The following is an 18,998-nucleotide window of genomic DNA, read 5'->3' as shown; positions in this document are numbered from 1 at the left end:
CGCCGCTGCGTGATGTCAGCGGACCCGGATGAAGAGGACGTCGTAATTGCTGTTCGTGCTGCGGCTCTTGACGTAGACGCCGTCGCTGCCGCCGTTGGGATTACCGGTGTTGCCCTCGACGGCGGTGAAGCTGGAGCCGGACACCGATCGCACGATGCCTATGTGCTCGTGACCGCCGGTGAAGTCGTTGCCGCCGTTCCAGTCGTAGGCCACGATGTCGCCCGGCTGCGGGCTGGTCGTCACCGACAGGTGATAGTTGCCGGCCCGTGCCTGCTTCACCCAGCCGGACACGTAGGTGTTGCGGTAGGACGTGGCTCCGGTCTGCTTGCCGACCCAGCTCACGAACGTGGCGCACCAGGCGTAGTCGTCGGTGGACAGCGACAGGCCCACGGCGGACCCGTAGCTGTTCGCGCGGGCGCTGCCCTCGACCGTTCCGGCCTCCGCCTCGGCCACGGTGAGGATCTTGGCGTAGCCGCCGCCGGGCGCGGGCGAGGACGGCGGGGTGACCGCCCCGTACAGCGCCGCCTTGGTGTTCGTGCCCACGTGGCCGTCGACCGAGAGGCCCTTCTCGGCCTGGAAGTCCCGCACGGCGCTGTCGGTCAGCGACCCGAAGTCGCCGTCGACGGCGAGGTCGGCACCGTGGTGGTTGAGCAGACTCTGCAGCTCGGTGACGCAGCCGCTCTTCTGCCCCTTCACGATCTCGCTCGGGCACGAGCCGGAGTTCAGGTTGATGGGCGCCGGCGCTCCGCTGCCGCCGCCACCGCCGATGTTCGAGTACAGCGCGGCCTTGGTGTTCGCGCCCACCTCACCGTCGGCCGACAGTCCGCTCGCGGACTGGAAGGACTTCACGGCCGCCAGGGTCTGCGGGCCGAACCCGCCGTCGACGTCGAGGTGCTGGCCCTTGCCGTTCAGCAGGGCCTGCAGGGTGGCGACGCAACCGCCGCTCTGCCCCTCCACGATGTTCGCCGGGCAGGAGGCCGACCGCAGGTCCAGGCCCGTCGACGGCGACTCGTCGGTGTCGTACAGCTCCCGCTTGGTGTTCGCGCCGACCTGACCGTCGACCGACAGACCGTGGGCGGACTGGAAGCTGCGGACCGCGGTCTCCGTCCCCGCCCCGAAGTCCCCGTCCACCTCGACCGAGTAGCCGTGGTGGCGGAGCAGCCGCTGCAGTTCGCTGACGCAGCCGCCCTTGTCGCCCTTGACGACGTTCGCCGGGCACGAGGAGGACATGAGGTTGACCGGCGCGGGCGCCGAACCCCCGGTCGCGTACAGCTTGCTCTTGGTCTGGGGGCCCACCCGCCCGTCCACGGCGATCGCCGTGGCGGCCTGGTACTCACGCACCGCGTAGTAGGTGTTCGCCCCGAACTCGCCGTCCACCTGCAGCCCGGCACCGTGCGCGTTGAGCAGGTTCTGCAGCTCCGTGACGCAGCCGCTCGTCTGGCCCTGCACGATGTCGGTGGGACAGGACGACGAGGTCAGCTTGATCGCCGCCGGTGCGGCCGCCGCGGGGCCGGCACCGAGCAGGACGCCGGCCGAGAGCATCGCCGCGGTGGCGGCGAAGGTCCCGATCCGGACCCGCCACCCCGGGCCGCCGCGGACGGGGTCCCGGTGGCGAAGGCTCTCGCTGTCGGCGGGAGCGTGGATCGCAAGTCTTCCCATGGGCGGGGGACATCTCCTTCGATGAGGGGTGGGCCTGCCTCGGCGAGCCGTGTCCGGCCTCGCCGCGATGTCCACGGGGCCTGTGCCCGGCCGCCGTGGCGCGGCCCGCCTTCCCGGAGCGGGAAAGCGGGCCGCGGGGTGGGGTTCACACGGCGGTCGGACCGGTCAGCACGGGTAGAGGGACGCGAAGTCGTTCGCGAACCGCTTGAACGCGGCCTTGGTGTCCGCGCCCGGGTCGCCGTCGATGGCGTCGTTGTAGCCCCAGCCGAACTTGAGCATGCGCTGCAGCGCCTTGATGGTGTTCGGGCCGGGGTCGCCGTCGATGCTGTCGGTGTAGCTCCAGTACGCCTTGAGGTGGCGCTGCATCGCCTTCCAGCTGTTGGTGCCCAGCTGGCCGTCGATGCTGCCCGTGTAGCTCGCCGGAGCGTCCCGCATGAAGCACTGGACGTACTTGGCCTGCGTGGTGCTCAGGCCCAGGTTGTTCGTCGCGAGGATGGAGACGGACTGGGTCCGCGGGGTCTGGGCGGGCGCGGCGAAGCCGGGTCCGGCTGTCGCCAGGCCGCCGGCGGCGAGTCCGATCACTGCGGCGGTACCCACCAGGGCCCTGGCCAAGACTGTCGATCGCATACGTCGTTTCCCTCTCGGATCGTCGAGCACACCTTCCACGGCTGTGGTGCAGGTGGCGAGACGAGAGTGCGGCGTGCGGGGCGAGGGGCACCAGCGGTGCGCCGCAAGTGGGGTCACGACGGGACGTCCCCCACGCTGACCTGCGGGGACACCGTCCCGAGAGACGGTTCGGTGGGACGGCGGTGACGGTCGTGACGGGATGACACTTGAGTGCAGCAACCACGTTGCCGTGCGGCCCGGTGTCCGCTGATGCACAATGCGACGGCACAGGGGGCACTGACCATGGCCACTGATCAGGAACGCGTGGTGGGGGAACATGTCGCGTTGGAAAGCGCTGCCTGCGGAACTCGACCCGCGCGTGCGGCAGTTGCTGGTGCGCTTACGCCGGCTGAAGGACCACAACGGACTGACCATGCGGCAGTTGGCGGCCCGGACCGGGTACAGCGCCAAGTCCTGGGAGCGGTATCTGGGCGGCCGGTCGGTGCCGCCGCGCGACGCGGTGGAGGCCATGGCCCGCATCGGCGGTGAGGACCCGACCCGGCTCCTCGCCCTGCACGAGGTCGCCGTCGCGGCATGGCGGGACAGGCCGCCGGGCGCGCCGGAGCAGGACGCGCCGGAAGAGGGCGCAGCGGGACACGCCGTCACGGAACCCGCCCCGACGGAAACGGTGCTGACGGACGCGGGCCCGTCGGCCGTGGCAGCGGTCGCACCGGTCCCGGCCGGAGCGGAGGCGGCCGCACCGGAGCCGGAGCAGGTGACGACGTCCGCGACGCGGGCCGCCGGAGAACCCCGAATATCCCGGCGGGCGCTGAGTATCGCCCTTGTCTCGGGCTCCGTGGCCCTCGTGCTCGCCGCGTCGGCGGCGGTGTTCGTGGCCGTACGGATCATGGACGACGACAAGGGCGGCGCACCGGCGCCCGCCGGGCACGCCTCCACCGCCGCGGCGCCGCCGGCCGCCACGAAGGCCGCGTACAGCTGTCACCTGGAACGAGCCGACGGGCGCTGGTACGCGGGCAACAGCCGTGCCACCGACTCCACCGTGGCGTACGGGGACTCGGGACCCCAGGTGGCCGAGGTGCAGTGCCTGCTCCGCAGGGCGGGGATCTCACCGGGCGGCATCGACGGGATGTTCGGCCCGTTGACGATGGGCGCGGTCGAGCGTTTCCAGAGGCAGGCGCATCTCGATGTGGACGGCATCGCCGGGCCGCACACCTGGAAGGCCCTCCGGGGATGACACCGTCGCCCGAACATGCCCGGCTCGCCTCCGAGTTGAGGGCGTTGCGGGAACGCACCGGTCTGAGCCTGTCCGGCCTCGCGGCGAAGACCGCGTACAGCAGGTCGTCCTGGGAGCGCTACCTCAACGGCAAGGCGCTGCCGCCGCGACAGGCGGTACGGGAGCTGTGCGTGCTGGCCGGTGAGCCGGAGGGGCGGGCCCTCGCGCTCTGGGAGATCACGGAGTCCGGATGGAGCGGCCGGGCGAAGGAGGCCCCTCGGGCGGCGACGGCACCGCAGGCGTCGCCGTCACGGCCGACGGCGACACCGAGGCCCGAGGCGACCGCTCGGCCGACGGGCGCGCCGCCGACGGTGGCCCACGCCCAGGTCGCGCCACCCGCTCACCAGGTGCCGCAGCGGCCGGTCTCCGCGCCGCCCGGCCGTCGGACGGTGACCCTCCTGGCCGTCCTGGCGACGGTGTGCGCCGTGGTCGTCGCGGGGGCGACGGTGGCGCTCGTCGTACTGGCCCGCGACCACGGCGCCGCGCGGCACTCCGCCGCGCCGGCCTCGTCGGCGGCGACGCCCCCGACCCGTCCGACCTGCCGTGGAGCGGCCTGCGAGGGACTGAGCCCCATGGTCACGAAGTGCGGCGCCCAGCCCGAGACCCTCGTCCGCCGCCGCATGTCCACCGGCGCCTGGATGGAGGTGCGCTACAACCGCTGGTGCGCGGCGAGTTGGGCGCGGACCTGGGGCGCCCGCGTCGGCGACCGGATCGAGATGAGCGCGGACGGCGCGGGAAGCCCGGTGCGCCGCGCCAAGATCAAGGACGACGTCGACACCGATTCCTTCGTCTACACGCCGATGACGGCGACGCTCCCCGGCGCGGTCGTCACGGCCTGCTTCCTGCCGGCGGCGAGCGACACGAAGGAGTGCTTCGACAGCAGGGTGGCGCAGTGACGGCGAGGTGAGGGGCGACTGCGGGGTGACGGGGTGACTGCGAGGTGTCGGGGTGACGGTGAGCCCTGGTACCACGCCGGCCCCGGACCGCCCTACAGCCAGTGCCGCCGCTTGAAGATGAAGTACAGGCTCACACACACCACGCCCATCAGACCGATGGCGAACGGGTAGCCGAACTGCCAGGTGAGCTCCGGCATGTGGTCGAAGTTCATCCCGTAGATCGTCCCGACCAGTGTCGGGGCGAACAGGATGGCGGCCCAGGACGAGATCTTCTTGATCTCCTCGTTCTGTTCGAAGCCCGCCTCCGCCAACGCCCGCATCTCCGCGTTCTGTTGCTGGGTCACCAGCGTCGCGTTGACCGTCAGGATGTCCGTGAGTGCCTGGCGGAAGCCGTCGACGCGTTCGCTGGTGTGGGTGACGTGGTCGGCGACGTCGCGGAGGTAGCGCTGGAGTTCGTCGTCCGTGCCGTACTTGGCGAAGCCGGCCATCAGGCCGTGCAGCATGCCGACGAGCGGGCGGGTGGCACGCTGGAACTCGACCATCTCGCGGGAGAGTTCGTAGATACGCCGGGACACCGCGGGGTCGCCGCGGAACACCTCGGTCTCGATCTCGTCGATGTCGTTCTGGACTCCGGAGACGACCGGTACATAGCCGTCGACGACCGAGTCGAGGATCGCGTAGAGCACGGCCTCGGGTCCGAGCCGGAGCAGTTCGGGGCTGTCCTCCATGCGGCGGCGCACCGCGGAGAGGTCCGGCGCCGCGCCGTGCCGGACGGTGATCACGAAGTCCGGCCCCACGAACACGTGCAGCTCGCCGAAATCGACCTCCTCGACCGCGTCGAGATAGCGGGCGGCGCTCAGGACGACGAACAGCGTCTCGCCGTAGCGCTCCAGCTTCGGCCGCTGGTGCGCCTCCATCGCGTCCTCGACCGCCAGCGGATGCAGGTCGAACTCCGCCGCCAGCGACAGCAGTTCGGCCTCGGTCGGACGGGCCAGGCCGATCCACGCCATGCCGTCCGGGTGCTCGCGCAGCTCACGGAAGGTGTCGGCGAGGGACTCCGGGGTCGAGACCCGCACCCCGTCGCGGTACAGCGCGGCCTGGACGACGCTGGCGACCTCGGAGGGCTCGGGCGTGGACGGCTCGACGTCCGCCGACGAGGGCCGCGTGGGCGCGGGGGACGGCGCGGCGAGGGCGCGGCGCCAGACGGACTTCCGCGTCTCCTTGGCGCTCTTGGGGCTCCCGGACGTCCTCGGCTCCCCGGCGTTCCCCGCCGTGTCGCCCGGGTCCTTCCGGTCCCGCTGGTGGCGCGGGTTCTTCGAGGCTGAGCGGGCGCGTCGCTCCGACATCGCGGCTGCCTCCAGAGTCGACCGTACGTCTGTGTGATCACTGAGCAGGATATACGGGGCATACGGCCTGGGAGCATCCGGCGGCGGCGCGATCGCGACGGAGTTGCGGACCGTAGGTGTCCGCGAGCGGGACTAGCGTGCGGAGCATGACGAAGACGACCACGACGGCCCCCGTGCTCGGCACCCGCGCCCTCAACCGGGCGACCCTCGACCGTCAGCTCCTGCTGCGCCGCTCCCCGCTGTCCGCGACCGCGGCCGTCGAGCACCTCCTCGGTCTCCAGGCGCAGAACGTGAAGCCGCCGTACTACGCGCTCGCCGCCCGGCTGGACGGTTTCCGGCCCGGCGAGCTGTCGGCCGCGATGGACGCGCGCGACGTCGTCCGGATCGTCACCATGCGCTCCACGATCCACACGCACACCGCCGATGACGCCCTCACCCTGCGCCCCCTGGTGCAGGCCGCCCGCGACCGGGAGCTGGGCCACTTCCGCAAGGGGCTCACCGGCGTCGATCTGGCCCGGCTCGCCGCGATCAGCCGTGAACTGGTGGAGGCCGGGCCGCGCACGATGAAGGAACTGCGCGAGGCGCTGCTCGTCGAGTGGCCGGACGCCGACCCGTTCGCCCTCTCCGTCGCCGCCCGCTGCACCCTGCCCCTCGTGCAGGTCACCCCGCGCGGCCTGTGGGGGCGCAGCGGCCAGGTCGCCCTCACCACCGCCGAGCACTGGCTGGGCCGCCCCGCCGAACCGGTCCCCACTCCGGACGCGACCGTCCTGCGTTACCTGGCCGCCTACGGGCCCGCTTCGGTCAAGGACATGCAGACGTGGGCCGGCCTGACCCGGCTCCGGGAGGTCTTCGAGCGGCTCCGGCCCGAGCTGCTGGTCTTCCGCGACGAGAACGGCGTGGAACTCTTCGACCTCCCCGACGCCTCCCGTCCGCAGGCCGACATCCCGGCGCCGCCGCGCTTCCTGCCCGAGTTCGACAACCTGCTGCTCTCCCACGCCGACCGCTCCCGGGTCGTGCCGGCCGACCTCAAGGGGCGCGCCTGGCAGGGCAACCAGGCCTACTGCACCCTGCTCGTCGACGGATTCCTCGCCGGGCTGTGGCGGCTGGAGGAGAGCGCGCTCGTCGTCGAGCCCTTCGGGGAGCTGACCAAGGGGCGGCGTGCCGAGGTCGTCGCGGAGGGGGAGCGGATGCTCGCGGCGATGCATCCGGGCGAGGGGCACGACGTGCGGTTCGGGACGGTCGCCCGGCCCTGACCGGCGCCGCACGGCGACGGGACGTGCGGAGCGCGACGGTGCCGGGACGTGAGGGGCCGGCGGACAGGGGGCGCTGCGGGGAAGCTGTCCGCCGGCACGCGGGGGTGGCCGGGAGGTGGATGGGGAGCGTTGCGGGCCGCTCGTGGAGGCCCGCAACGCCCCCCTGCTGCTACCTGAGGGATACTCAGGAAGTTTTTGATGACTACGAGTTGACCTGCGCGGTCACCAGGCTGGAGAACGTCGTCAGCCGGGTGTAGACACCCGGGTAGCCGGCCTCCGCGCAGCCCTCGCCCCAGGACGTGATGCCGGCCAGCACCCCGCCGATGAGCAGCGGGCCGCCGCTGTCGCCCTGGCAGGTGTCGACGCCTCCCGAGGTGTATCCGGCGCAGACCATGTCGGAGGCCACGTAGTCGGAGCCGTAGGAGCTCGCGCAACTGGCGCTGGAGACGATCGGCACGGTCGCGGTGCGCAGCTGGTTGGAGGAGCCGCCGTTCTCCGAGGTGGTGCCCCAGCCGACGATGCGGGCCGAGGCGCCGGTCGCGTACACACCCGTGTCCGAGGAGGAGACGTACTTGGCCGTGGTGTACGACATCGCCGTCGACAGGGTCAGGACGGCCACGTCGTCGCCGTTGGTCGCGTCCGTGTAGTCGGGGTTGATCCAGATCTTGCTGACCTTGCTGACGGTGCCGTTCGTGCCGTTGAGGTACGTTCTCCCGCCCACGACGCGGACGCTGCCGGTGGACTCGCCGACCATGCAGTGCGCGGCCGTCACCACCTTGTTGGCGGCGACCAGGGTGCCGCCGCAGAACTGGTTCTGCGAGGCGTCGGTGATCTGCATCATGAACGGATAGGCGGTCGTGGTGGTGGTCGTACCGCCCACGATGGGCTGGGGTTCGGCCACGGCGGAGGGGGCGCCGAGGAGCACGGTCGCGGCGGCGGCAGCGGTCGCCACGCAGACGGCGGCGGTCTTCTTGGCACGGTCGAGCCCGGACATGGGTCTCCTTGGAAGTTGCCGGTGGGGGGACGCACGGGTGTGGGGGGTGAGTCACGGCACCCATGGCGGGGGAGCCGTGTGCCCGAGCGAGCGGCACGGCCACACGCTAGGGCGTGCGGTCACTCTTCCCCAAGGAGGGAAGCCCCTCGTGGGGTCGGCGGAGGGAAAACCCTTGGCCGGACCGGTCGGGGTTTGACGCGCGCGGCGCCCGGTTGATCCCGGCCCGGACCGGCCGCCCGGCATCGGCCGGTTCACCCGAAGGGGGCATCGCGGTGCGCCGTTTCCCGGAGGACGGCGGAGCGGAAATCCGCTCAGTCGGCCCTGCGTTCCGCCGCCAACCGGACGATGTCGACCCGCGACCGTATCCCCAGCTTCCGGTAGACCCGGGTGAGCGTGGCCTCCACGGTCTTCACGCTGATGAACAGACGAGCCGCGATCTCCCGGTTGGTCGCTCCCTCCATGACGAGGGCGGCGACCTGCCGCTCGGTGGTGGCGAGGGTGTCGAGGGCGGCCGGGGCGAGCGGCGGCGCGGCCGGGCGGTGCGCGGCGGCGGCCGTCTCGACCTGGCGGAGCCAGGGCAGCGCGCGGCACCGGCGGAACAGGCGGGCCGCCTCGTCGTACGAGGCGGGCCCCGGCGCGGGAGTCCCCGCTGCCCGGGCGGAGCCGAGCGGGTGGGGGAGGGCCCGGAGCCCGGCCAGAGCGTACGCGGCGCGTGCCTCCTCCAGACCGTGGCCGAGCTTGGCCAGGCGGTCCTGCGCGGAGGACAACTGCCGTTCGGCGGGACCCTGTTCACCGCGCGCGGCACGGACCAGGGCCTCTGCGCGGTCGAGCACGGCGAGGACGCTCTCGCGTTCCAGCCGCAGCGCGCGCTGCCGGGTCACGTCGATGACGTCCTGCGCCTCCGCGGCCTCGCCGACCCGGACCAGTGCCTCGGCGAGGTCCCCGTGCCAGCGCCCGCGCGCGGGGTCGACGACACCGAGTCCCTCCTCCAACTCCCGTACACGGCGCAGGGACCGGACGCACGCGGGAGCGTCCCCGGCGACCAACTGGGCGTGCCCCAGGGCGCCGAGGGCGCGGGACAGGTAGACGAGGTCGCCGTCCTCCTCCGCCCGGTCCACGGCCTCCCGGGCGAGCGCGAGAGCCCGGTCGACGTCACCGCCCGCCGCCTCCGCGAGCGAGGTGAGCATCGCGGTCGCGGCCTCCCCGATGCCCGTGTCGCGGGCCAGCCGCAGGCTCTCCCGGGACAGGTCGAGGGCGCGGCCGCAGTGTCCCGAACGCAGTTCCGTCTCGGCGAGCCCGCGCAGGAAGTGCAGTTCGCTCTCGACCATGCCGCGCCGCTGCGCCTCGCGGAGCAGCGCGGTGATGGTCGTACGGGCCTCGGCGAGCCGGTCTCCCATGACCAGCCAGCGGAAGCGGGCGGCACCGGCGCCGTTGTGGTCGCAGGCCACCCGGGGGTCCTGCGGTTCACGCATCGCCCGCTGGATGGTCGAGGGCGCGTCCGAGTGCCCCATCAGGGTCTCCATCTGCGCCTGGAAGCCGAGCGCGAGGAGTTCGGTGCGCCGGTCCCCGGCGCGGGCCGCGAGACGCGCCGCGTGGGCGGCCTCCTCGCGCGCCGTGGCCATCTCGCCGTCCATGAGCAGGGCGCGCCAGGCGAGTTGGTAGCGGACGAGGGCGACGAGGCCGGGATCGTCGCCGGCGTCCGCGAGGGCCTGCGGGAAGACGGCGTCGATCTCGGCCATGGCCTGTCCGGCGGAGTCCACGACGACCATCCAGGCCCGGACCCGGTCGGCGGGGGCGGTGGCCCGTGCCAGTACCTGCCGCGCGATGTCCCGCGCGAGATCCGTCTCCCCGGCCGTCAGCGCGTCCTCCGCCGCCTGCAGGCGGCGTTCGTCCGGGCCGGGCCGGGTTCCCGCCGGGGTGTGCCGGGCGGCGAGCAGCCCGAGCCCGACCGCGACCGAGGGCGCGCCCCGGTCCCGGGCCGCCGTCGCCGCCTCACCGAGCCGGGCGGCGACGGCGGGATCGGTGCCGGTGGTGGACAGGGCCAGGTGGCGGGCCCGTTCGATCGGGTCGGAGGCGGCCCCGGACAGGGCGGCGTGCGCGGCGCGCCGCTCCTGGGCGCCCGCCTCCGCGTAGAGCGCCGCCGAGACGAGGGGGTGCGCGAAGCGGATGCCGGGGGTCTCGCGTTCGGTGGCGAGCAGTCCGAGCGCCGCCGCCGAGGCCGTCTCCGCCTCGGCGTTCACCCGGCCCGCCGCGTGCAGCAGGGCCAGGGTCGGGCGGGCCCCCGCGCTCGCGACGAGGAGGGTGCGGCGGGCCTCGGGGGAGAGCATCTCCAGGCGGCTGAGGACGAGCGCGCGCAGGGACGTCGGGACCGGGAGCGGCTCGCCGGGGCTCGGCGGCGTGGGGGACTCGGCGAGGGCGCGGCCGAGTTCGAGGGCGAAGAGCGGGTTGCCGCCGCTGGTGCGGTGGATGTCGCGCACCGTGGAGCGGGACAGGCCCGTGTAGCCGCGCCGGCCGAGGAGTTCGGTCACATGGGTGCGCGACAGCGGGGTGACCCGGACGGCCAGGGTCTCCGGCGGGGACGCGCGTAGATAGCCGTCGTGCTCCTGGGCCTGCGGCTCGGTGTCCGTACGGACGGCGCAGAGCATGCGGACGGGCATGCCGCCGAGCCGGCGGGCGGCGAAGCCGAGCAGTTCGGCGCTGGCCGGATCGAGCCACTGGAGGTCGTCGGCGACGATCAGCACCGGACCGCGCGCGGCCAGGGCCCGGAACGCGGAGAGGACCGCGAGCCGCAGGGCGAGCCCGTCGCGCTGGAGGGTGGACTCACCGCGTCCGGTGAGGGCCGACTCCAGGGCGGTGCGCTGCGGAGGGGGCAGCCGGTCGGCTATCTCGTCGACGACCAGACCGAGGAGATCGGCCAGCGCGAGGAAGGGGAGATGGGATTCGGTCTCGGTGGACGAGCAGCGCAACACGGTCCGCGCCGATTCGGCGCATTCGGCGGCCAGCGCCCGCAGGACGGTCGATTTCCCAATTCCCGCGGGGCCGTGCACGAGCACACTGCCACCGCCGGAGAGTTGCTCGCGGGCGCGGGCGAAGAGCTCCTCCCGGCCGATGACCAGGTCGGGGCGCGCTCTCGCAGGTTCCTGGAAGTCCCCTCGCACGGTCACCGCTCCCCTCACGTGTCGTGTCCGGGCCAATGTTAGGCAATGTCTCTTTGAATTTCGGACAGTCGGGGTGGTGAGGGAAATAACAACGGCTCCGCATAGCTGATTTCAGAGCACGGCGGATTGAATGGCAGGCCCCAGGAAGGCAGTTCCGCCGGACCGGCGGGCCTCGCCACCCCGCGGAACGAAGCGTCCCGCAACGGCGGCGCGCGCGCCACCGTCACGGACGCGTGTTCCTGTCACGGCAGCAACCTGGCACGGCGCGCGGCGACGACCGCCTCCAGACGGGTGTGGGCGCCGAGCTTGCGCATGGCCGAGCGCAGATACCCCTTCACCGTCTCCGGACGCACGCCCAGCCGGGCGGCGGCGATCGCGTTCGTCGCGCCCGCCGCCACACACGCGAGGACGTCCAGCTCGCGGGGTGCGAGACCCGCGTCCCGCGGTGCCGCCTCCTCCGCCGGTGCCGCGGCACCGGCCAGCCGGCCGCACACGGCCAGCAGTTCGTCCCGCAGCCGCGGGTCGGCGATCCGCGGGGCCAGCGCCCGCAGTGCCCCGTGCGCCTCCCGCACCTCCTCCCAGGCCGCGCCGCCCGTGCCGCGGGCACCGTCCGCCGCGGGGCCGGACGCGCGGACGACGCCGAGCAGCGCCCGCGCCTCGTCCCGGACGACCAGCGCCTGCTCCACGTCCCGGGCCGCCGCGACGGCCGCCCCGAGCGTGCGGTCACCGAGCGGCTGCGGCGAACGCAGAGCCCCGTACAGCACACCGCGCACCCGCCGGCGTACGACCACCGGAACCGCGAGGACGGAACAGAGCCCCTCCGTCGCCACCGCCATGTCGTACTCGTGGCTGATCTGCCGGGACGCCGAGTAGTCGGTCACCGCGCACGGCCGGGCGAGGGCCACCGCCTTGCCGCCCAGGCCGTTGCCCGAGGAGACCCCGAGGGCGCTCAGCGCCGCCGTCGACGTGCCGCTCAGCTCGCTGATGCGGATCAGCCGGCCGCCCGGGTCGACCAGGCCGCCGAAGGCGACGGGCAGCCCCGTCGCGCGGCGCAGCCGCACCAGCGCGCCCCGCACCTCCACCGCCTCGGCTGTGTCAGCTGCCACCTGCTCGCCCCTTCGTCGCGGCGCACCCCCGTTCGGGGGTGGTGAGACCTGCATCACGGAATACACGATGGTAGGCGGCGGTCCGGCAACGAGGAGGAAACATGACGGCGACCACGGGTGCGACGGAGGAGTTCCGCGCCGCGCGGGACTTCCTGCTGAAGCACCGGGAGGACTGGACGACGGCCTACGAGGGCTTCCGCTGGCCCCGCCCGGACCGGTTCAACTGGGCCCTCGACTGGTTCGACGTCATCGCGCGGGACAACGACCGCACCGCCCTGCACATCGTCGAGGAGAACGGCGACCGCGTCCAGGTCTCCTTCGCCGAGATGGCCGAGCGTTCCGACCGGGTCGCCAACTGGCTGCGCGAGCTGGGCGTGCGGGCCGAGGACCGCGTCCTCGTCATGCTCGGCAACCAGGTCGAGCTGTGGGAGACCGCCCTCGCCGCGATGAAACTGCGCGCCGTCGTCATCCCCGCCACCCCGCTCCTCGGCCCCGCCGACCTGGCCGACCGGGTCGAGCGCGGCCGGGTGCGGCACGTGATCGCACGCGCCGAGGACGCCGCGAAGTTCGACGCCGTGCCCGGCCGCTACACCCGCGTCACCGTCGGCGGCGCGCACCCCGGCTGGCAGTCGTACGAGGACGCGGCCGCGGCCGACTCCGCCTTCGAGCCCGACGGGCCCACCCACGGGGACGATCCGCTGATGCTCTACTTCACCTCGGGTACCACCGCCCGGCCCAAGCTGGTGGAGCACACCCACGTCTCGTACCCGATCGGCCACCTGTCCACCATGTACTGGATCGGCCTCCGGCCCGGCGACGTGCACCTGAACATCTCCTCGCCCGGCTGGGCCAAGCACGCCTGGTCGAACCTCTTCGCTCCGTGGAACGCGGAGGCGACCGTGTTCCTGCACAACTACACACGCTTCGACGCGGGCCGCCTGATGGCGGAGATGGACGGCGCGGGCGTCACCACCTTCTGCGCCCCGCCCACCGTGTGGCGGATGCTCATCCAGGCCGACCTGACCCAGTTGCGCACCCCGCCGCGCGAGGCCGTCGCCGCGGGTGAGCCGCTGAACCCCGAGGTCATCGAGCAGGTCCGGCGCTCCTGGGGCGTCACCGTCCGGGACGGCTTCGGGCAGACGGAGACCGCCGTCCAGGTGTCCAACAGCCCCGGCCAGCCGCTCAAGACCGGCTCCATGGGCCGGCCCAGCCCCGGCTTCCGCGTCGAACTCCTCGACCCCGTGTCCGGCGCGCCCGGCGCGTCCGAGGGCGAGATCTCCCTCGACCTGTCCGAGCACCCGGTGGGCGTGATGACCGGCTACCACGGCGAACCGGACCGTACGGCCGAGTCGATGGCGGGCGGCTACTACCGCACCGGCGACATCGGCTCCCGCGACGCCGACGGCTACATCACCTACGTCGGCCGCGCCGACGACGTGTTCAAGGCCTCCGACTACAAGATCTCGCCGTTCGAGCTGGAGAGCGCGCTCCTGGAGCACGAGGCGGTCGCCGAGGCCGCCGTGGTCCCGGCCCCCGACGCACTGCGCCTCGCCGTCCCGAAGGCGTACGTCGTCCTCGCCGCCGGCTACGAGCCGGGGCCCGACACCGCCAAGGTGCTCTTCGAGCACGCCCGTTCGGTGCTCGCGCCCTACAAGCGCATCCGCCGCCTGGAGTTCGGCGAGCTGCCCAAGACCGTCTCCGGCAAGATCCGCCGGATCGAGCTGCGCGAGGCCACGGCCGCCGGCTCGGACGCCGAGTACCGCGAGGAGGACTTCCGGTGAGCGAACCGTCGTACACCCACGGGACGAGCGGCACCCCCCTGCTCGGCGACACGATCGGCGCCAACCTCGACCGCGCGGTGGCGGCCTGGCCGGACCGCGAGGCGCTCGTCGACGTGCCGTCCGGCCGCCGCTGGACGTACGCGCAGTTCGGCGCCGCCGTCGACGAGCTGGCGTACGCGCTGCTCGCCAGTGGCGTCGCCAAGGGCGACCGGGTGGGCATCTGGGCCGTCAACTGCCCCGAGTGGGTGCTCGTCCAGTACGCCACCGCCCGCGTCGGCGCGATCATGGTGAACATCAACCCGGCCTACCGCACCCACGAGGTCGAGTACGTCCTCAAGCAGGCCGGGATCTCGCTGCTGTTCGCCTCCCTCAGCCACAAGGGCAGCGACTACCGGGCGATGGTCGGGGAAGTGCGGGGCGCGTGTCCGGAGTTGAGGGAGACCGTCTACATCGGTGACCCGAGCTGGGACGGGCTGCTGCGGCGCGGGACCCCCGACCTGTCCGAAGACCTCCACGCCCGCGCGGCCGAGTTGTCCTGCGACGACCCCATCAACATCCAGTACACCTCGGGCACCACGGGCTTCCCCAAGGGGGCCACGCTCTCCCACCACAACATCCTCAACAACGGCTACTTCGTGGGCGAGTCGGTCGCCTACTCCGAGCAGGACCGCATCTGCATCCCGGTGCCCTTCTACCACTGCTTCGGCATGGTGATGGGGAACCTGGCGGCGACCTCGCACGGCGCGTGCATGGTCGTCCCGGCGCCGTCGTTCGACCCGGTGGCGACCCTGGAGGCCGTGCAGCGCGAGAAGTGCACCTCGCTCTACGGCGTCCCCACCATGTTCATCGCGGAGCTGAACCTCCCTGCCTTCGCGACGTACGACCTGTCCACCCTGCGCACCGGGATCATGGCGGGCTCGCCGTGCCCGGTCGAGGTGATGAAACGGGTGGTCGCCGAGATGCACATGGCCGAGGTGTCCATCTGCTACGGCATGACCGAGACCTCCCCGGTCTCCCTCCAGACCCGCCGGGACGACGACCTGGAGCACCGCACCGGCACCGTCGGACGGGTCCTGCCGCACCTGGAGGTCAAGGTCGTCGGCCCGGACGGCGTGACCGTGCCGCGCGGCAGCTCCGGAGAGCTGTGCACCCGCGGCTACAGCGTCATGCTCGGCTACTGGGAGGAGCCCGAGCGGACCGCCGAGGCCGTCGACAGCGGGCGCTGGATGCACACCGGGGACCTCGCGACGATGCGTGAGGACGGCTACGTGGAGATCGTCGGCCGCATCAAGGACATGATCATCCGCGGCGGCGAGAACATCTACCCGCGCGAGATCGAGGAGTTCCTGTACGCCCACCCGAAGATCGCCGACGTCCAGGTGGTCGGCATCCCGCACGAGCGCTACGGCGAGGAGGTGCTCGCCTGTGTCATCCCGCGCGACCCGGCGGACCCGCTCACGCTGGAGGAACTGCGGTCCTACTGCGAGGGCCGGCTCGCGCACTACAAGATCCCCAGCCGGCTGCGGGTCCTGGAGTCCTTCCCGATGACCGTGTCGGGCAAGGTGCGGAAGATCGAACTGCGGGAGACGTACGCCGAGTAGGGCCCCGGGTGCGGGTGCGGGTGCGGGTGTCGGTCCCGGGGCCCGGGTCCGCGGGTTACCTGCCGGTGGTCAGCCCCCGACGGCGACGAGGTCGTCGGCCGGGCTGTTCACCGGCTGCGGGGTGCCCGTGAGGTCCAGGACGAACAGCGGTACGCCGAGGGCGTCGGCCCGGGCGAGGGCGTCCTCGGCGTAGCCCGCGAGGGAGAAGTACACGCAGGCCGCCGACTCCGTCATCGCCGTCAGCCACAGGCACTCCACGTCCCGCAGCGAGGCCGGGCGCACGGTGGGGTCGACCTGCGCCAGGATGCCGCGCGCGGCGAGCCCGATCCCCGAGGGCGGCCGCTGGTCGGCGCGCCGGACGTCGGGATAGCCCAGCCAGCGCAGATACAGCGCGGCGGCGGTGACCGCGTCCCGCGCGGTCCGGATGGTCACGGGCCGGAACGGGCCCCGCCTTCCGGCACCGTCGTCCGACGTCCCGCCATCCACCGTCGCGCCGGTGCCGCCGCCCGGCGCCCGGTCGCCACCCGCGTCCCGGCCCCCGACCGGACCGATGCCCGTCGTCGCGCCGGGCGGGGTGTCGAGGCGGGCGTCCCGGCTTCGGCCCGGGGTGTCCGCTGTCGCTTCGTCACCGGCGTCGCGGCGCTCGTCCCGGCCGGTGTCCGCCGCCGGGGCGGCGGCCTCGGCGGGGGTCGTGTCCCGGGTGCCGGCTCCGCCGCCGCCCTGATGCGCCGGGCCGTCGACGGACGGCGTTCCGTGTCGACCGCCGTCCCGGGGCTGCTCCTCGTCCCCGCCGGGAGGCCGGAGCTCCTCGGTCCCCGCATCGGCGCGGTGGTCAGGGCCGCCGGGCCGACGGGTGCCGCCCTCGGCGGGCAGGCCGCCGGGGAGGTCGTGGTCCGTGCGGTCGCCCGCGCCGGCGTCGGCATGTCGATCGGGCCCGGTGGCGCGGTCCGTGTCCCGCGGGGGAGGGAGCGCCCCGGCCGCCCGGACGGGGATCCGCAGCATCGTCCCGCAGTCGCAGCCCAGTTCCGGGTGCGGCCACTGGGTCTCGCGGGCGCAGGCCCCGCAGCGCACGGTGGCCCACTCGTCGTCCCACGCGCGCACGGTCACGACCGTCGGTTCCACCAGGGCGTCGAGCGAGGGCGCCACGGGCACCCCGCAGACACAGGGATAGGACTGCGCCGCGTAGCGGTGCTCGCGGCGGCAGGCCGGACACCGCACGGGCACGCTCTCGGCCATGGCCCACTCCAGGACGTCACGTCGGGTCAGCGTGCCCATCGTCCTCCAGCCGGGCCGCCTTCGGCAGCGAAACGGCCCGACGCCCCGCGACAGGACGGCAAGAGCGGCCCACCCTTGACGCTCCCTCCTCCTCCGCCTACATTGCTTCCAGATAGTAGAAGTTAGTTTCCGCAATACGGAATCTAAAGCTCTCCGCGGGGCGCGACGGGAGCGGGAGAATCCGACATCCGAAGCAGGAGAACTCCATGGCTCGTATGACCGCTGCCCGCGCGGCAGTCGAGATCCTCAAGCGCGAGGGCGTCAGCAACGCGTTCGGCGTCCCGGGTGCGGCGATCAACCCCTTCTACGCGGCGCTCAAGGCGTCCGGCGGCATCAACCACACCCTCGCCCGGCACGTCGAGGGCGCCTCCCACATGGCCGAGGGCTACACCCGTACGCACCCCGGCAACATCGGCGTCTGCATCGGGACCTCGGGTCCGGCGGGCACCGACATGATCACCGGCCTGTACTCCGCGACCGGCGACTCGATCCCGATCCTGTGCATCACCGGCCAGGCGCCGACCGCGGTGATCCACAAGGAGGACTTCCAGGCCGTCGACATCGCGTCGATCGCCAAGCCCGTCACGAAGATGGCCGTCACGGTGCTGGAGGCCGCGCAGGTCCCCGGCGTCTTCCAGCAGGCGTTCCACCTGATGCGCTCCGGGCGTCCCGGGCCGGTCCTCATCGACCTGCCCATCGACGTCCAGCTCACCGAGATCGAGTTCGACCCCGACACCTACGAGCCGCTCCAGGCGTACAAGCCGGCCGCGACCCGCGCCCAGATCGAGAAGGCGATCGGACTGCTGAACGCGTCCGAGCGTCCCCTGATCGTGGCCGGCGGCGGTGTCATCAACGCCGACGCCACCGAACTCCTCGTCGAGTTCGCCGAGTTGACCGGCACCCCGGTCGTCCCGACGCTCATGGGCTGGGGCATCCTGCCCGACGACCACGAGCTGAACGCCGGCATGGTGGGCCTCCAGACCTCGCACCGCTACGGCAACGCGACGTTCCTGGAGTCCGACTTCGTCCTCGGCATCGGCAACCGCTGGGCCAACCGCCACACCGGCAAGCTGGACGTCTACACCGCCGGCCGCACCTTCGTGCACGTCGACATCGAGCCCACCCAGATCGGCAAGATCTTCGCCCCGGAGTTCGGCATCGCCTCCGACGCCAAGGCCGCTCTGGAGCTCTTCGTCGAGGTGGCACGGGAGTTGAAGGCGGCGGGCAAGCTGCCCGACCGCTCCGCCTGGGCCGCCTCCGCGCAGGAGAAGCGGGCCACGCTCCAGCGCCGCACGCACTTCGACGACATCCCGATCAAGCCGCAGCGGGTCTACGAGGAGATGAACAAGGCCTTCGGACCGGAGACCCGGTACGTCTCCACCATCGGCCTCTCGCAGATCGCCGGCGCCCAGATGCTGCACGTCTACCGGCCGCGCCACTGGATCAACTGCGGCCAGGCGGGCCCGCTCGGCTGGACGATCCCGGCCGCCCTCGGTGTCGCCAAGGCGGACCCGGACGCGCAGGTCGTCGCTCTCTCCGGCGACTACGACTTCCAGTTCATGATCGAGGAACTGGCCGTCGGCGCCCAGCACCGGATCCCCTACGTCCACGTCCTCGTGAACAACGCCTACCTGGGCCTGATCCGGCAGGCGCAGATCGGCCTGGACATCAACTTCCAGGTCAACCTGGAGTTTGAGAACATCAACTCCCCGGAGCTGGGCGTCTACGGCGTCGACCACGTGAAGGTCGTCGAGGGGCTCGGCTGCAAGGCGATCCGGGTCACCGACCCGAGCGAACTCGGCGCCGCCTTCGAGCAGGCGAAGAAGCTCGCCGCCGAGTTCCAGGTGCCCGTCGTCGTCGAGGCGATCCTGGAGCGTGTCACCAACATCGCCATGAGCAAGACCAACGACATCAGTGCCGTCGTGGAGTTCGAGGAGGTCGCGACCGAGCCGGGCCACACGCCCACCTCGATCCGGACCCTCAAGGTCTGACGCGGCCCGCACCCGAACAGAAGCAGCCGCGTGAACGA

12 protein-coding genes and 1 pseudogene are annotated in these 18,998 nt (G+C 72.7%); 6 read left to right on the top strand and 7 right to left on the bottom strand.

What is annotated here, in order from left to right; translation table 11 throughout:
* Positions 1–15: 15 nt before the first annotated feature.
* A complete protein-coding gene (locus OG406_RS10200; protein WP_329185383.1) occupies positions 16–1,659 on the bottom strand; it encodes a peptidoglycan-binding protein in 1,644 nt (547 codons plus the stop codon).
* 165 nt (positions 1,660–1,824) lie between these two features.
* Complete coding sequence (locus OG406_RS10195) at positions 1,825–2,286, bottom strand: peptidoglycan-binding protein (RefSeq protein WP_164370285.1); 462 nt, start codon at positions 2,284–2,286, stop codon at positions 1,825–1,827.
* A 316-nt stretch (positions 2,287–2,602) separates the two neighbouring features.
* On the opposite strand from OG406_RS10195, the gene OG406_RS10190 reads away from it, so the two are divergent.
* Positions 2,603–3,520: a peptidoglycan-binding protein gene (locus OG406_RS10190; protein ID WP_329185382.1), complete on the top strand. Its 918-nt coding sequence runs from the start codon at positions 2,603–2,605 to the stop codon at positions 3,518–3,520.
* The gene (locus OG406_RS10185; RefSeq protein WP_267048844.1) at positions 3,517–4,455 is read left to right on the top strand and encodes a helix-turn-helix domain-containing protein; all 939 of its coding nucleotides are present in this window, start codon (positions 3,517–3,519) and stop codon (positions 4,453–4,455) included. Before OG406_RS10190 ends, OG406_RS10185 begins: the two co-directional genes overlap by 4 nt.
* A gap of 92 nt (positions 4,456–4,547) precedes the next feature.
* On the opposite strand, the gene OG406_RS10180 is transcribed toward OG406_RS10185, so the two are convergent.
* Entirely contained in the window at positions 4,548–5,801 is a 1,254-nt protein-coding gene (locus tag OG406_RS10180; protein WP_267048845.1) for a magnesium and cobalt transport protein CorA, read from the bottom strand.
* Between the two features lie 146 nt (positions 5,802–5,947).
* Between OG406_RS10180 and OG406_RS10175 the strand changes: the two genes are divergently transcribed.
* Entirely contained in the window at positions 5,948–7,054 is a 1,107-nt protein-coding gene (locus tag OG406_RS10175) for a winged helix DNA-binding domain-containing protein (RefSeq protein WP_329185378.1), read from the top strand.
* 202 nt (positions 7,055–7,256) lie between these two features.
* On the opposite strand, the gene OG406_RS10170 is transcribed toward OG406_RS10175, so the two are convergent.
* The 3 genes from OG406_RS10170 to OG406_RS10160 all read right to left on the bottom strand — a co-directional run bounded on the left by OG406_RS10170 (position 7,257) and on the right by OG406_RS10160 (position 12,312).
* Entirely contained in the window at positions 7,257–8,048 is a 792-nt protein-coding gene (locus OG406_RS10170; protein ID WP_266851731.1) for a S1 family peptidase, read from the bottom strand.
* A gap of 311 nt (positions 8,049–8,359) precedes the next feature.
* A complete protein-coding gene (locus tag OG406_RS10165) occupies positions 8,360–11,212 on the bottom strand; it encodes a helix-turn-helix transcriptional regulator (RefSeq protein WP_266851729.1) in 2,853 nt (950 codons plus the stop codon).
* Positions 11,213–11,448: 236 nt separating this feature from the next.
* Positions 11,449–12,312: a helix-turn-helix transcriptional regulator gene (locus OG406_RS10160; protein WP_329185375.1), complete on the bottom strand. Its 864-nt coding sequence runs from the start codon at positions 12,310–12,312 to the stop codon at positions 11,449–11,451.
* A gap of 101 nt (positions 12,313–12,413) precedes the next feature.
* Between OG406_RS10160 and OG406_RS10155 the strand changes: the two genes are divergently transcribed.
* Both OG406_RS10155 and OG406_RS10150 read left to right on the top strand, forming a co-directional pair.
* Positions 12,414–14,093, top strand: a complete 1,680-nt coding sequence (locus OG406_RS10155) for an AMP-binding protein (protein WP_327408649.1) — start codon at positions 12,414–12,416, stop codon at positions 14,091–14,093.
* Entirely contained in the window at positions 14,090–15,694 is a 1,605-nt protein-coding gene (locus OG406_RS10150) for an AMP-binding protein (RefSeq protein ID WP_267048851.1), read from the top strand. The genes OG406_RS10155 and OG406_RS10150 overlap by 4 nt, the downstream gene beginning before the upstream one ends.
* A 69-nt stretch (positions 15,695–15,763) precedes the next feature.
* On the opposite strand, the pseudogene OG406_RS10145 reads toward OG406_RS10150, so the two are convergent.
* Positions 15,764–16,144, bottom strand: a pseudogene (locus OG406_RS10145) (hypothetical protein); the annotation flags it as partial.
* Positions 16,145–17,175: 1,031 nt separating this feature from the next.
* Here OG406_RS10145 and gcl point away from each other — a divergent pair.
* A complete protein-coding gene (gene gcl, locus OG406_RS10135) occupies positions 17,176–18,960 on the top strand; it encodes a glyoxylate carboligase (RefSeq protein WP_329185372.1) in 1,785 nt (594 codons plus the stop codon).
* Positions 18,961–18,998: the final 38 nt, after the last annotated feature.

This window comes from Streptomyces sp. NBC_01428, assembly GCF_036231965.1.
Classification (GTDB): Bacteria; Actinomycetota; Actinomycetes; order Streptomycetales; family Streptomycetaceae; genus Streptomyces.
The sequence above is the reverse complement of the archived record's forward strand: the minus strand, read 5'-3'. Positions and strand labels throughout refer to the sequence as shown.

Bases quoted from the DNA above. Each gene is read 5' to 3' on its own strand.
- OG406_RS10200 (WP_329185383.1), bottom strand. From the start codon at position 1,659: ATGGGAAGACTTGCGATCCACGCTCCCGCCGACAGCGAGAGCCTTCGC.
- OG406_RS10195 (WP_164370285.1), bottom strand. From the start codon at position 2,286: ATGCGATCGACAGTCTTGGCCAGGGCCCTGGTGGGTACCGCCGCAGTG.
- OG406_RS10190 (WP_329185382.1), top strand. From the start codon at position 2,603: ATGTCGCGTTGGAAAGCGCTGCCTGCGGAACTCGACCCGCGCGTGCGG.
- OG406_RS10185 (WP_267048844.1), top strand. From the start codon at position 3,517: ATGACACCGTCGCCCGAACATGCCCGGCTCGCCTCCGAGTTGAGGGCG.
- OG406_RS10180 (WP_267048845.1), bottom strand. From the start codon at position 5,801: ATGTCGGAGCGACGCGCCCGCTCAGCCTCGAAGAACCCGCGCCACCAG.
- OG406_RS10175 (WP_329185378.1), top strand. From the start codon at position 5,948: ATGACGAAGACGACCACGACGGCCCCCGTGCTCGGCACCCGCGCCCTC.
- OG406_RS10170 (WP_266851731.1), bottom strand. From the start codon at position 8,048: ATGTCCGGGCTCGACCGTGCCAAGAAGACCGCCGCCGTCTGCGTGGCG.
- OG406_RS10155 (WP_327408649.1), top strand. From the start codon at position 12,414: ATGACGGCGACCACGGGTGCGACGGAGGAGTTCCGCGCCGCGCGGGAC.
- gcl (WP_329185372.1), top strand. From the start codon at position 17,176: ATGGCTCGTATGACCGCTGCCCGCGCGGCAGTCGAGATCCTCAAGCGC.